Annotated in this window: 9 protein-coding genes; 4 read left to right on the top strand and 5 right to left on the bottom strand. The window is 68.2% G+C overall.

Annotated elements, in window-relative coordinates; translation table 11 throughout:
* Positions 1 to 73: 73 nt before the first annotated feature.
* Positions 74 to 364 (top strand): type II toxin-antitoxin system Phd/YefM family antitoxin, encoded by a 291-nt coding sequence (locus G5C50_RS12975; RefSeq protein WP_165069858.1) that lies wholly within the window; start codon positions 74 to 76, stop codon positions 362 to 364.
* 120 nt (positions 365 to 484) lie between these two features.
* Here the strand turns inward: G5C50_RS12975 and G5C50_RS32310 are convergent, their stop codons facing one another.
* The 3 genes from G5C50_RS32310 to ggt all read right to left on the bottom strand — a co-directional run bounded on the left by G5C50_RS32310 (position 485) and on the right by ggt (position 5,384).
* On the bottom strand, positions 485 to 2,899 hold the full coding sequence (locus G5C50_RS32310) for a serine hydrolase (protein WP_206107677.1): 2,415 nt from the start codon (positions 2,897 to 2,899) through the stop codon (positions 485 to 487).
* Between the two features lie 136 nt (positions 2,900 to 3,035).
* Positions 3,036 to 3,554, bottom strand: coding sequence for a hypothetical protein (locus G5C50_RS12965; RefSeq protein WP_165069856.1), 519 nt, complete (start codon positions 3,552 to 3,554; stop codon positions 3,036 to 3,038).
* Positions 3,555 to 3,668: 114 nt separating this feature from the next.
* Positions 3,669 to 5,384 carry a gamma-glutamyltransferase gene (gene ggt / locus G5C50_RS12960; RefSeq protein WP_165069948.1) on the bottom strand — a complete coding sequence of 572 codons (1,716 nt, stop codon included), beginning with the start codon at positions 5,382 to 5,384 and terminating at the stop codon, positions 3,669 to 3,671.
* Between the two features lie 294 nt (positions 5,385 to 5,678).
* Here ggt and G5C50_RS12955 point away from each other — a divergent pair, with 294 nt between their 5' ends.
* Positions 5,679 to 6,947 carry a glucuronyl esterase domain-containing protein gene (locus G5C50_RS12955; RefSeq protein WP_206107676.1) on the top strand — a complete coding sequence of 423 codons (1,269 nt, stop codon included), beginning with the start codon at positions 5,679 to 5,681 and terminating at the stop codon, positions 6,945 to 6,947.
* A gap of 245 nt (positions 6,948 to 7,192) precedes the next feature.
* Here G5C50_RS12955 and G5C50_RS12950 read toward each other — a convergent pair whose 3' ends face one another.
* Positions 7,193 to 8,014: a DnaJ domain-containing protein gene (locus G5C50_RS12950; protein ID WP_165069853.1), complete on the bottom strand. Its 822-nt coding sequence runs from the start codon at positions 8,012 to 8,014 to the stop codon at positions 7,193 to 7,195.
* Between the two features lie 380 nt (positions 8,015 to 8,394).
* Positions 8,395 to 11,679, bottom strand: a complete 3,285-nt coding sequence (locus tag G5C50_RS12945) for a PAS domain S-box protein (protein ID WP_165069850.1) — start codon at positions 11,677 to 11,679, stop codon at positions 8,395 to 8,397.
* A gap of 249 nt (positions 11,680 to 11,928) precedes the next feature.
* Between G5C50_RS12945 and G5C50_RS12940 the strand changes: the two genes are divergently transcribed.
* Both G5C50_RS12940 and rtcA read left to right on the top strand, forming a co-directional pair.
* Positions 11,929 to 12,864, top strand: coding sequence for a hypothetical protein (locus G5C50_RS12940; protein ID WP_165069848.1), 936 nt, complete (start codon positions 11,929 to 11,931; stop codon positions 12,862 to 12,864).
* Positions 12,865 to 13,117: 253 nt separating this feature from the next.
* Entirely contained in the window at positions 13,118 to 14,194 is a 1,077-nt protein-coding gene (rtcA, locus tag G5C50_RS12935; RefSeq protein ID WP_206107675.1) for an RNA 3'-terminal phosphate cyclase, read from the top strand.
* The last annotated feature ends 13 nt before the right edge of the window (positions 14,195 to 14,207 follow it).

Here is a 14,207-nt window from a genome sequence, read left to right as displayed (position 1 = left end):
GCACGGATTGACGTCGATCGAGGGATCGCTAAGAATCGAATTCGGTTCTTATTCGATCTCGAAAGGAAGTGCCATGTTCGACGTCAGCCGGGACATCCAGTCGTTGACTGACTTCAAGAAGAGCACGCCCGAATTCATCCAGCAGTTGAAGGAGACGGGCGAGCCCATCGTCCTGACGATCAACGGCAAGGCGGAGGTCGTCGTTCAGGACGCGGCCTCTTACCAGAAGCTACGCGAACTCGTCGAGGCGGCGCGGATCTTTGAGGGGATCCGGGAGGGAATCGAGGACATGAAGGCCGGCCGCACGGTCTCGCTCGATGAACTCAAGGAACACGCGCGGAACAAGCACGGATTATCGCGGTGACCTATCGCCTGAAGATCACGCATCGAGCGCTGGCGGACGCCGACGAGACCTAAGCCTGGATGTGCGACAACCTCGCAAGCTCGAATCCTGAGCTGCTTCGTCGCGGCTGCAACTCTCCTCTCATGACTTCGGCGGCACATAAAGGCGGTTCAAATCCGCGCTCAACTCCTTGACGATCTCCGGATGCTCCGCGGCCTTATCGTGGGCTTCGGCGACGTCTTCGGCGAGGTTGAAGAGGGCGAATTGCCTGCGGTCGGCGTCGGCGAGAAGTTTCCAGGGGCCGCGGCGGACGGCCAGGCGCCAGGGGCCGTCGGGGGAGTTGTCGTACTGCCAGTGGAGCGGGACGGAGCGGTCGACGGTTGAGACGCGGCCTTCCAGGAGCGGTTGCACGTTCGCGCCGTCGGTCGGCCCGGTCGGGGTCGTCCCGGCGAGGGCGCAGAAGGTGGGGAGCAGGTCGTAGAAGGCGACGGGTTCAGCGATCTCCGTCCCCGGTTTGACGCGGCCGGGCCAGCGGACGACGCCGGGGACTCGGAAGCCCCCCTCAAACATCGACAACTTCATCCCCCGCAACGGCGAGGCCGAGCCATGCGAGTGGATCGCCTTGGGGTAGCGGAGGTAACCCTCGGGGCCGTTGTCGCTGGTGAACACGACGAGGGTCTTCTCGCGCAGGCCGTGGGCGTCGAGCGCCGCCAGGAGCCGGCCGACTTCGTGGTCGATGAGGGTGACGCTGCCGTAGTAGTCGCGGGTCGTCTCGTCGGCGACGTCTGAGTACATCGCCTTGTACTCGGCGGGGGTCTCGATCTGCTCGTGGGGAGCGTGGAACGTGACGAACGCGGCGAAGGGGCGGTCGCCGGCTTTCTCGATGAAGCTGATGGTCTCGTCGACCATCACCGACGTGTCGTGCCCCTTGAGCGGGCCGACACGCTTGCCGTTGCGGACGTAGTTGGTCGGGTCCTGATGCTTGGCGTTGTTCTGGGTGGCGAACCAGTAGTCGAAGCCGAAGTCGCCGGGCGTGGGCTCCTGGCCGTCGAACTTGCTGTTGAGGTGCCACTTGCCCGCCAGGCACGTCGTGTAACCGGCTTCCTTCAACCGCTGGGCCACCGTCACCGCCGAACGATCCAGATGCACGCCCGAGCCCTGGTCGATCCAGTCGCGGACGCCCACTCGGTTCGGATTCCGCCCGCTGAACATCGCCGCCCGAGAAGGCGAGCAGACCGGCGCCCCAGCGTACATGGACGTTAAGCGAGCCCCCTCGCGCGCCAGGCCGTCGATCACGGGCGTCTTGATCCGAGGGTGCCCGAAGCAGCCCACGTCGCCGAAGCCAAGGTCGTCGGCGAGCAACACCACGATGTTCGGCTTCGGAGCGTCGGCCGCCGCTGCGGCCCTGGACTTCGACTCGAAGGTCTCGAAGGCGGCCTTCTTGAAGGTCGGCAAAACCGTCTTGCCGCGATCCGTCCACGAAGCCTGCTGGACGAGGAAGACCGTGATGAGCCGTCGGCCCTTGTCGTAGCCTGAGTCCGTGCCATAGGCCCCGCCGTGGGAGAACGTTTTGCCGTCGCCCCCCACGCCGATGCCGAACCCGTAGTGCGAATGGGCCTCGCCCGACTGGTCGGAGGTCATCATCCGGACGGCCTTCTCGGAGAGGATCCGCTTCCCCTCGAAGACGCCGTCGTTGGCCAGCATCTGATAAAACCGGCGCACGTCGTCGGCCGTGGCGAAGAGGCCGCCAGCGGGCATCGGCTGGCGGTCGAGGGAATCGAGCGGGTACTTGAGCTGGCTGATGGTCGTCTCTTCCAGCTTGCCCGCGACGGGCTTGTAAGACTTCGCCACGCGGGCCAATCTCGCGCCCGTGGGTCGAAACGTGGCGTCGACCATGCCCAAAGGCTTGAAGATGCGTTCATTGAGGAACGTCTCATACGGCATGCCGGAGACGACCTCGATGATCCGCCCGGCCGTGTTGATCCCGGCGTTGGAGTATTGCGACTTCGTCCCCGGCTCGAACAGGAGGGGCACAGTCGTGTAGCTGCGGACGCGCTCGGCCAGCGGGAAGAGGTCAAGAGTCGGCTTCTCGATCGGCGAGCTGAACGGCAGGCCGCTGGTGTGGCTGAGAATCTCGCGAACCTTGATCGGGTGGGCCGGCGGCTTCGGCTCGCCTCCCGGTACGGCCACGCGGACGTCCTTGAACTCGGGCAGATACTTCTCGACCGGATCCTCGACGTCGACTTTCCCCTCGTCGACCAGGATCATCAGCGCCGCGCCCGTGATCGGCTTGGACTGCGAGGCGATCCAGAAGACGGCGTCCGTCGTCATCGGCTTTCTCGCCGCCACGTCCGCCCAGCCGACGGCCTCCACGTCCAGCACCTGTTGCGGAGTCGCCACCAGCGTCACCACCCCGGCGACGGTCCCGTCGTCGACGAACGGCTGCAGCCGAGGGGCGATCTTCGGGGCCTCCTGCGCTTGCGCCACGCCGATGAGCGTCGCGAACAGAACGAACGCCTGTGCTAGCCGAGAACGACGGGAGTAAAAGGCCGTCATGTGAAGACTCCAGCAATCAACGGGTGCCATGCCCACGCTTGTCGTGGGCATGCGATCGGCGACGGTTTCGCGATCATCCCACGCCGGTCAATGGCCACGCAAGCACGGCCTCACGCCTGTCGAATCGACTCTTGATTCATCCCCGAATGAAAGCCGGAAGGATCAGCAACAGAGCGGCCGCGATCCAGCTAAAGCCCAGGATTCGACCGGCCCTGTCGTTCGAGCAAGACGACGGCGGCCAACCACCCGCCCAGATCGTGATCACCCAGAAAGTGGCGATGGTCAGTCCAGCGAAGCTCCACAGAACCGCCGGGAAGACCAGCCGAAAATCCGAATCTCGTACGGTGTACCGGAGCGCCGCCATGGCCGCGGATACAGCCAGGGCGATGGCCGGGCCGCTGAATCCGGGATGCCGAAACAGTCGCCCGGCCGGCATGGGACTCTCGTAAATCCACGCTGCAACAACGTGGACGCTCAACACCACCATGATCGAGCACGCCAGGTAGACCGACCTCACAAACAGATGGAGTGAATCACCAGCGTCGAATTCCGCCGACAGGGATCTTCCAAGAGCGAACCCCGAGGCGATCTCGGCGACGGCGATCATCAGGCCGAACATCGAAACGCAGAATCGCGACGGCTTCGGCGTGAGCATCTTTCTGAGATCCCGATAGCTCGCGGTCGGCGCAGAGCCGGTCGCCCCCTCATCCGGCCCTTCGGGCCACCTTCCCCCGCGAGGGGGGAAGGCCGTTGTGGATGAAATGCCAGGTCAGAATCCCATCGCCGCGCCATCTTTGCGCGGGTCGGTGCCGCCGATGAGGACGCCGCGGTCGACGTCGATGCGGATGGCCTGGTAGCCGCCGAAGCCGCCTCGGGATTCGACGAGCTTGTGGCCCTTGGCCTCCAGCGCCTGGCGGACGTCGGGGCCGATCTCGGATTCGAGGGCCGTCGTGCCGCCTCCCTTGGCCGGGACGCCGGTGGGCTCGGTCGAGCCGAAGTGATGGAAGCGTGGGGCGTCGCCGGATTCTTGCACGTCCATGTCGAAGTCGACCATGTTGCAGATCATCTGCGCGTGGCCCTGGGCCTGCATGTCGCCTCCCATCAGGCCGAAGCTCAACCAGGGCGCTCCGTTCTTGGTGACGAACGCCGGGATGATCGTGTGGAAGGGCCGCTTGCGAGGTTCCAGCCGGTTCGGGTGCGCGGGGGCCAGGTTGAACTGACAGCCGCGATTCTGGAGGGCGAACCCCAACTCGCCGGGGACGTGTCCCGAGCCGAAGCCGTTGTAGTTGCTCTGGATCAGGCTGACGGCCAGGAACGAGCCGTCGACGACCGTCATGTAGATCGTGTCTCCCTTGGGATCGCCGGGGATGGGCTTGTCGTTGGCCCGGTTGGGGTCGATGAGCTTGCGGCGACGGTCCGCGTACTCCTTGGAGATCAACTCGCGGACGGGGACCTCAGCCTTGTCCGGATCGGCGTAGTAGCGGCCGCGATCCTCGTAGGCGAGCTTCTTGGCCTCGATCTGAAGGTGCAACGCCTGGGCCGACTGCGGGCCCATGCTCTTGAGGTCGTAGGCTTCCAGCAGGTTGAGCATCTGGAGCGCAGCGATCCCCTGGCCGTTGGGGGGCAATTCCCAGACGTCGTAGCCGCGATAGTTGGTGGAGACTGGGTCGACCCAGCTCGACGTGTGCTCGGCGAAGTCCGACCCCGCGAACAGTCCGCCCACCGAATCCGAATAGCGGACGATCGCCTCGGCGATGGGGCCTTTGTAGTAGGCGTCGCGACCGCCGTCGACGACCGCCCGCAGCGATTTCGCCAGGTACGGATTGCGGAAGACGTCCCCTTCGGCGGGCGCTCGGCCTTCGCGAAGATAGCAGGCGGCGGAGGTCGGCACGCGCGACAACGACCGCGCTGAGAGCCGCCAGTCGCCGGAGATGATCTCGGAGACGGGGAAGCCCCCCTCGGCGTACTCGATCGCCGGGCCGAGGATGTCGGCCCAGCCAAGCGTCCCGAACTTGCGCCTGAGGTTGTCCCAGCCGTCGACGCAGCCAGGGACCGACCAACTCAACGGGCCGCTGGTGGGGATCATGTCCAGGCCCCGGGCGCGGAAGCCGGCGATGTCCGCCTTGCCCGGAGATCGGCCGCTGGCGTTCAGGCCGTGGAGTTTCTTCGACTTCGGATCCCAGACGATCGCGAAGAGGTCGCCGCCGATCCCGCATGACATCGGCTCGACGACGCCCAGCACGGCGTTGGCCGCGATGGCGGCGTCGATGGCGTTGCCTCCCTTCTGAAGCACGCGGATCGCCGCCGCGCTGGCGAGCGGTTGGCTCGTCGCCGCCACGCCGCCACGCGCGATCACCGACGACCTCGTCTTTTGGCCCGCCCCGTGAGGCCGGTCGTGCGCCCGTGCCGACTGAATGCACCCCGATCCCAGATAGGCGAGGCCGGCGAGACCCCCCTTGAGGAACGCCCGTCGCGGCTGGTCCATCGGCATGCTCGGCTCCCGTGTGTGGCCTCTCGGCGAGGATCCCCGGCTGGGTCATGCCGAGCATAACCGCATCGGGAACCGGCCGCCACGATCGATTCAGGATCGTTCATGATCTGGGATGCGATGGATCTTCGTTCCGATCCCACGTCGCCCGTTGCATGGGGCTTCGGGGACGGGCATCATCGACGGAGCGCTGGCGGGGTCGACCGGCGGGAGGAGGCGAAAGCGATGATCGAGTTGTGGTCAGGTCCTCGTCGATGGATGACGCGAGGGCTCATTGCGGGGAGCCTGGTCATGTCGACGGTTTTCGATGCCGAGGTGGAGGCTCAGTCGAAGGCCAACTACGACGAGGCGGCGGTCAAGCCGTACTCGCTCCCCGACCCGCTGCGGACCGTCGAGGGCCGCGAGGTCACCACGCCCGAACTCTGGGTGAAGACGCGTCGGCCCGAATTGCTGCGGCTGTTCGAGTCGCAGGTGTTCGGCAAGACGCCCACGCCGGCGAAGCCGATCGTCGTCACATCGGAGGTCGTCTCGGAGGACTCGCAAGCGCTCGGCGGCAAGGCCGTCCGCCGCGACGTCACGATCCGGTTCGGCGACGGGCCGAACGCGCCGCACATGGACCTGCTGCTCTTCCTCCCCAAGGATGCCTCGGCGACCCATCGCGCGCCGGCCTTCCTGGGGCTGAACTTCGAGGGGAACCACGCCGTCAGCAACGATCCGGGCGTGCGCGTGCCGACGTGCTGGATGCGCGAGACCAAGGACGGCAAGATCGTCGACCACAAGGCGACCGAGGCCGGCCGGGGCTCCGTGTTCGACCGCTGGTGCGTCGACAAGATCGTCGGCCGGGGCTACGCCCTGGCGACGGTCTGCTACAACGACATCGACCCCGACTACGACGACGGCTTTCAGAACGGCGTCCAGCCGCTGTTCTACCGCCCCGGCCAGACGAAGCCCGACCCCGATCAGTGGGGCTCCATCGGCGCCTGGGCCTGGGGCTTGAGCCGGGCGCTCGACTACCTGGAAACCGTCCCCGAAGTCGACGGCAAGAAGGTCGCCGTGATGGGCCACTCGCGGCTCGGCAAGACGGCCCTCTGGGCTGGCGCCCAGGACCAGCGATTCGCCCTGGTCGTCTCCAACAACTCGGGCGAAGGGGGCGCAGCGCTCTCGCGACGGAACTACGGCGAGGACGTCGCCCACCTCAACACCAGCTTCCCGCACTGGTTCTGCGGCAACTACAAGCAGTACTCCGGCCACGAGGAAAAGCTCCCCGTCGACCACCACGAGTTGCTCGCCCTGATCGCCCCCCGCCCGCTGATCGTCAGCAGCGCTGAGGAAGACCGTTGGGCCGATCCTCGCGGCGAATTCCTCTCCGCCAAGGCCGCCGACCCCGTCTACCGCCTCCTCGGCACGGACGGCCTGACCCTGAAGGAATGGCCCTCCCCGGCCGAGGACTCCCTGAGCAAGGGGACCCTCGCCTATCGCTACCGCCCCGGCAAGCACGACGTTTTGGCTTCAGACTGGGACGCCTACCTGAACTTCGCGGATGCTCATCTGAAGAAGTGAACCAACGCCCCCGAAATCCGGACCACAACGGCCTTCCCCCCTCGCGGGGGAAGGTGGCCCGAAGGGCCGGATGAGGGGGGATCGGCTTCGCTTTGAAGTCGTTTCGTTGGATGCGGATCCGACGGCGGTCATCCCCCTCATCTGACCGCTTCGCGGTCTGTCTTCCCCCTCCAGGGGGGAAGACGTCTTGATCGCCGCCGACGAAAAAGCGTCGGATCGTCAGCCCGACGGGAGAGGGAATGAAATTACGTCCCGGGCTTCGCCGTATCGTCAGGCGAGGCGAAGTAGGCCAGGGCCTCGCGATAGGCCCGCTCCACAGCCCGAAACTCGGCGGGATCGCCGCCGGCGTCCGGGTGGGCCTCGCGGGCGAGTCTTCGATAGGCGGCCTTGATCGATTGCGGCGAGCAGGGGAACCTCACGCCGAGCGTGGCGCACCAGGGGTGTCGAGCCGTCAACGTCGCATGCACCTCCCGGATGCCTGCGTCTTCGCTGATGTAGAAGTTCGACCCTCGATGGGGAAACCGCCCCTCGCGCCTCAGGGTCTCACGGTCGACGGCCAGCGTCCGAGGTTTCGGGGCGTCCGGCTCCTGTCCGGTCCACTCCTCCTCGCGGAAGGGTTCGCGGTCGACGTAGAACTTCCCGGCGGTCTGCCGGACGATCCGGTGCCTGACGACCTCGACCTCGCCTCGCGAGCCGGGTTGGTCGCTCTCGGACGCGGCGTACAGGAAGGCGAGACGGGCGGGAGCCTTCGGTCTCGCCGGGGCGTTCGTATCCGGGCGACGGCTTAGCCGGCTCTTGGGCTTCACCCGCGGCGCTGCTTCTTCCCCGCCTCCCGATCGGCCGCCGTGACGCAGGTAGCCGGACGCCCACTTCGTCGGCAGCCGCTTGGCCCCCTCGCCGGCCGCCTCGACGGCCTTCCGCTCGGCCGCATCGGCGTTCTTCTCGTAGCCCCGCGACACGGGGGAAGCCAGGTCTTTGGCCTCCTCCTCGCTCGCCCAGACGAACCAGCACCACCGTCCAATCCCGGCCGAGCAGCAAGCATAGGCCGTCTCTTCGCCCTGAGTCATGTCTGACGGCTCGCTCCGGTATTGGGGATCTGTTCACGCGGACTGATTCTAACGAGCAACGGCGGCAACGGGCGGGGCGATTTCCCGTTCAGAATTCGCCCCGCGCTCCCATTGTATCGATAGACAGACCTTCCATGAGGCCGCCCCCATGACGACGATCGACCTACCTTCCAGACACCGTGCCCACGCTTGTCCCCGTGAGGCGCTCGTCGTAGGCGCACGATCGGTAACAGCCCCATTCTCGTCCCCGTCGATGTCGCCTTTCTGGCCGATCGAAGCCAATCCGCGAGACCCGGAAACCGCGACCAAAGCCTTGTTGCACAACAACTTGCGTCTGACCTCCGAATTGGCTCCGTATGCAAGCGAAGCCAACGGCGGCGTTAGAGTTCGGCGGGGGCGGGCTGGGGCTCGGACCATTCGAGGGAGGCCACGTAGGCGAGGATGGCGTCGGGGTCGACGGGCTTGACGAAGTGGTGGTCGAAGCCGGCCTCGTGGGAGAGGCGGCGGGCCTCGTCGTCGGCGTAGCCGGTGACGGCGACGATGGGGAGCGAGGCCAGTTCGGGACGAGCGCGGAGGTTCCTCGCCACGTCGTAGCCGTTCATGCCGGGGAGGCCGATGTCCATGAAGACCACGTCGAAATCTCGATCGGCCACCGCCTGGAGAGCGGCCGGCCCGTCGTGGACGACCTCCACCTCATGGCCCTCATACTGCAGGACCAACGCCAGGCTCTCGGAGGAGGAGACGTTGTCGTCGACCACCAGCACGCGCCGCGACGGCATGATGATGGGAGGCGCGGATTCGGGCTCGGCCTCGGCGTCGATCGGCGCCTGGGAGTCGACGTTCGGCTCGGCGGCGACGACCGGCAGGCGGACGCTGAACTCGCTGCCGCGACCGAGGCCCTGGCTGCGGGCCTCGACGGTCCCCCCGTGCAGCTCAACGAGGCTGCGGACCAGCGCCAGGCCCAGGCCCAGGCCCCCCTCGGAGCGGTCGAGCGTGCGGTCGACCTGGGTGAAGACGTCGAAGACGCGGCCGAGCATCTCGGGGGGGATGCCTATGCCGTCGTCGCGGACCCGGAAGACGGCCCAGCCGTTCTCCTCGGCGGCGGAGATCTGGATCGAGCCGCCGTCGCGGGTGTACTTGGCCGCGTTGTGCAGCAGGTTGGAGAGGACCTGGGCCATCCGGATCGGGTCCGCCATGACGAAGGTCGGAACGGGCGGGAGCACGATCGACAGGCTGTGGCCGTGGGCGTCGATCTCGGGCCGGCTGGTCTCCACGGCCGCCGTGACGACTGCGGCCACGTCGGTCGGCGTCTTCTGGAGCGCGATCTTGCCGCGATCCACCCGGGCGATCTCCAGCAGGTCGCCGACCAGATGGGCGAGTTGCGAGACCTGCCGGTCGATCACGTCTCGCGCCCAGACGAGGTCCGGGTCGTCGCCTCCCCGGCGCTTGAGCAGGGCGACGGCGTTGCGGATCGGGGCCAGCGGGTTGCGCAGCTCATGGCCGAGCATGGCGAGGAACTGGTTCTTGCGGTGGTCGGCCTCGGCGAGATCCGCGGCGTGGCGGCGAAGCTCGTCCTCCAGATCCTTGCGCTCGGTGAGGTCCAGGCAGAAGGCGACGATCGGCGCGCGGGCGTCGTGGCGGGTCTCGTCGAGCCGGGCCAGGCCCAGCAGGATGGGCAGCGTTCGGCCGTCCTTGCGGCGCACCTGGATCTCGAACGGCGTGCAGGAGCCGTGCTTGGCAAGCTGCACCCGGCAGCGGCGGACCCACCGCGTGGACGTGTCTTCAACGAGGTTCAGCCAGTGGACGCCGCCGTCGGCCAGCTCGTCGCGCGAATATCCCAGCATGTCCAGGAAGGCGTCGTTGGCGTCGGTCAGCGCGCCGGTCATCTCGCCGAAGGCCACGCCGAAGATGTTGGCCTCGACGAGCCTCCGCAGCCGGGCCTCGCTCAATCGCACCTGGCGCTCGGCCGCCTGGCGCTGGCTGAGGTCGGTGGCGATGTTGAGGAAGCCGCGGAGCACTCCCTCGGGGTCGCGGACGGCGGTGACGGCCAGCAGGACGGGGATTTTCGTGCCGTCCTTGCGGACGAAGGTCGACTCGCGGACGTCATGGTCGTCGCGGCGGGCCCGGGCGACGAGGGCCTCGAAGCCCTGGGCGGGGCGGCCGGTCTCGGCGGCCAGATCGGCGGCGCGGGCGGCGACCTCGGCGGTGTCGTGGAGAATCAATGGGGTCGTCCGGCCGATCATCTCGCCGGCCGTGTATCCCAGCATCCGCTCGGCGCCGGTGTTGAAAATCGTGATGAGGCCGGTCGGATCGGTCGCCACAATGGCCGACTGGGTGGAGGCGTCGAGCATCGCGTTGAGCCGCGCGTTGATCTCGATCTGTTCACGGACCGCCTTCCGGCGTTCGGCGAACAGGCCGACCTGCCGGCCGAGCGTCGTGAGCACCTGCAGCAGAGGCTCGTCGCGGGCGAGGGGCTCGCGGCTGAAGAGGGTCAGCACGCCGATCAGCGGGGACTTCTCGGCGTCGGCCACCGGGATGATGACCACGCTCCGGACGCCGCGGCGGGGCGTCTCGGTCCCGGGGGAGGTGCGGTCGGCGGCGATCTCAGAGACCCAGGCCGGAGCGCCGGTCGTCCAGACCCGCTCCATCGGCCCGGCGAGGCTGTTCCCCAGGCCCTCGACGGCCGAGGAGGCGTCGACCCGGCCCGACGACCAGGGCCGACCCGCCGGCCGGGGAGACCGAGCGTTGCGATCCCAGATCCAGAAGGCGGCCACGTCGAAGTCGAGCGTTCGGCCGATCGTCGCCAGCAGGTGGGGGGCTGCTTCGTCCAGTCGGGTGCAGTCCCCCAGGATCCGCATCACGGCGTACTGGGCTTCCAGTCGGCGCTCGGCCCGCTTGCGCTCGGTAACGTCGGTCTGGACCGAGAGGAAGTTCACCAGCCGGCCGTCGGCGTCGAAGAGGGGCTGGATCTCCATCGCCGCCCAGTACGCCCGGCCGCTCTTGGCGTAGTTGAGGATCTCCGCCCGCACTGGCTTCTCGGCGCGGAGTCGCTGGCTGATGAAGGCTCGGACGGCGGGATCGGACTCCGGCCCCTGGAGGAAGGCGCCCGGGACGCGGCCGAGGACCTCGTCGGCGTCGTAACCGGTGATCCGGGTGAAGCCGGCGTTGACCCACTGGATCCGATGGCGGGCGTCGGTGACGATCATCCCCTCCTCGGTCCGGCTGGCGAAGAGCCGGAGCCAGCGGGCGTCGCGGCGAGCCTGGCCGAGGGCCTCGGAGAGCGAGTCGGGGTCGACGGCGGTCTCGCAGTCGGGGCCGTTCTCGTCCTCGGCGTCGGGTGCGGGGGGCAAGACTCGGCCCCCCTTCGCGAGCCTCAGCGCCGCGGCCCATGCGGCGACCGCCTGCCCCGCCGCCAGAATCGGCCGAACGCCGGGAAGAGGATCGCCGAGGGCCGTCGAGAGCGCGCCTGCGGCCGAGAGCGCGACGAACGCCGTTATGGCTCCCAAAACCGAACGAGGCAGCCTGGCCGAGCCGCCGACGGCCCGGCCGAACCGTCGCGCCAGCAGCAAGGCCGCCGCCGCGCAGCCGAGGGCCGTCGCGACGCCCAGCAGGCGTGCGGCGTCAAGGCCCGCCGCGGATGCAATCGCGGCATGCAGGGCCGTCACCAGAGGATCCTTCCACGTCGAATCGTGGCCACGTCGCTCGACCTCGTTGTTCGTCCTGATGCGAGGCTGCGGAGAGTCTTCGTCACCTGGTATAACCATCGGCCCTTCCGCCTACAACCTGATCATTCGAGCAGATGCCCTCGATCGACGAGATCGACTGCGGTTGACGCCTCCGTCAAGTCCTCCTACACTCGCCCCCCGTCGACGGGGGAGGTCCCGGCACTGTTCCTGCGGAAAGGATTCCGCGCCATGCGTGCGTTTCGAGGGCGTTCGGGCGTTACGAGGCGGGCCGCCCTGGGGGGCCTGGCGCTGGGGTTGGCGGGAGCCTGCGGCTGTAACGCCCGCAAGGACGGCATCCGTCCGGACAACCTTCTGGGCGGTTTCGGCTCCAACCGGGGCGAAATGATCGAGCCCAAGCGCGTCACCCTCCGGATGGCGATCCTCAGCCGTCCCTTCCGCGATCCCACCATCAATGACACCGTCTGGCGATCGGTCGACGAGCAGGCCGTCGCCCCTGCCGAACGTCAGGCGCTCCAGGCCAACGGCGTGCGGATCGGCCGGATCACCGGCGACCTCCCGCGCGAGCTGGAAGCCCTGCTCAACGCCCCGCCGCCGAACAAGGTCGAGCCGGTCACGTTCCTGGTTCCGGAGTCGACCCAGGAGCTGTTCACGCTCGCTGAGCCTCTGGATCAGGTCAGCCTGCTGCTGAACCTGGCGGGCCGCGTCACCGGCAAGGACTACAGCCAGGCCTCCGGCTTCTACCGCGTCACCCCCGAGCACCACGACGCCGGCTCGGTCGCCCTGCGGCTCACGCCCGAAGTTCACCACGGGCAGGTTCAAACCTCGTACCAGCCGCTTCAACCGGGGCCCGGCTACTCCCCGCAGGAATTCAAGATCGCTAACGGTCAGCAGCAGGACGCCCTGAGCGACCTGACCGCGAACCTCGTCGTCGAGCCCAACCAGACGGTCGTTCTGGGCTGCCACCCGGATCAGGAGCGCAGCCTCGGGGCGTTTCTGTTCACGGCCTCGGGCGACCAGCCCGATCAGCGGACCCAGCGGATGGTCTTGATCTGGGCCGATCGGAATCAGATGGGGGTGATCGACGAGAGGGGGAGGAAGACCGCCCCGCTCGAGCCCGTCGCCGAGGCCGCCCCGACCCCCGCCCGCGACGAGTCTCCCCGCTAAGGACTCTTTTCGACCCATTCGTACGATCCGGCCCCGGCGGGACGGCGGCCCGTTGACCTCGCACCGCAGGAGCGCGACCATGGAGCCCGAACTCAGCCCCGGAGAACGCCGGCGAATTCCCCTCGAACCGGACGTGGACGGGGCGTGTCGGAGGCGCTGGATCGCCCACGCGGCGCACCCGGGCGGACCGGGGCCGATGCGACCGCTGCGGGCCTCTCCCGCCAGCCCTCGGGCCCCTAGGGGAGCGCGCGCCGTGTCCTCTCCCAAGTCCCCGTCTTCCTCGGAACGTCTCGTCGTCCTCGACGGCTCGCACGGCGAGGGAGGCGGCCAGATCCTGCGGACGGCGCTGTCGCTGTCGCTGCTGACGGGCAAGCCGTTTCGGATCGTGAAGATCCGGGCCAACCGCGACAAGCCGGGGCTTCGCCCCCAGCACAAGATGGCCGTCGAGGCCGCCGCCCGACTGGGCCGCGCCGACGTTCTCGGCGCGGAGGTCGGCTCGCGCGACCTGGTCTTCCGCCCTGGCTCGATCGAGGCCGGCGACCTCACGCTGGACATCGGCACCGCCGGCTCCACCGGCCTGGTCCTGCAGACGCTCCACCTACCTCTGGCGATGCGGTCCGAGACCGCCCGCCGCGTGGCGCTGACGGGCGGGACGTTCAACCCCAAGGCCCCGGCCTTCCTCTTCCTGGAACAGACCTGGCGCGGACATCTGGCGAACCTGGGGATGCCCCTGGCGCTGGCGATGCCCTCGGCCGGCTTCTACCCCAAGGGGGGCGGACGCCTGGAAGCCTGGATCGAGCCCGCCCAGCCTCGCCCCTGGATCCGTACGACTCGGGGAGATCTGGTCCGCATTAGGGGCGTCGCCGGGACTTCGAACCTCCGCGACGACGTCGCCCGCCGGATGCGCGAGCGGGCCCTCTCGCGGCTGGCCGACGAGGGCTGGAACGTGGAGATCGACATCGAGACCGCCTCGTGGCCGAGCCCCGGCCAGGGGGCGGCCATCGCCCTCACGGCCGAGCACGCCGGCACCGCGCCGGCCGCGTTCGTTGGTCTAGGCGAGCGCGGCAAGCCCGCGGAACAGGTCGCCGACGAGGCCGTGGACGAACTGCTCGATTTCCTGGCCGTCCCCGACGCCGCCGTCGACCCCCATTCCGCCGACCAGATCCTGCTCCCCCTGGCGCTGGCCGAGGGCCGATCGGTCTACACGGTCTCGGAGGTCACGGACCACCTCCGCACCAACGTCGCCACCATCCGCGCGTTCCTCGACCGCGAGATCGAAGTCGAAGAGCCCGTCACCCCCGACCAACCCGGCCGCGTGGTGATCTCCTGAGCGACGACAGGGG

The sequence above is a fragment of the Paludisphaera rhizosphaerae genome (genome assembly GCF_011065895.1).
In the GTDB taxonomy this organism is placed as follows: Bacteria; Planctomycetota; Planctomycetia; order Isosphaerales; family Isosphaeraceae; genus Paludisphaera; species Paludisphaera rhizosphaerae.
This window is presented reverse-complemented; position numbering and strand designations above follow the sequence as displayed.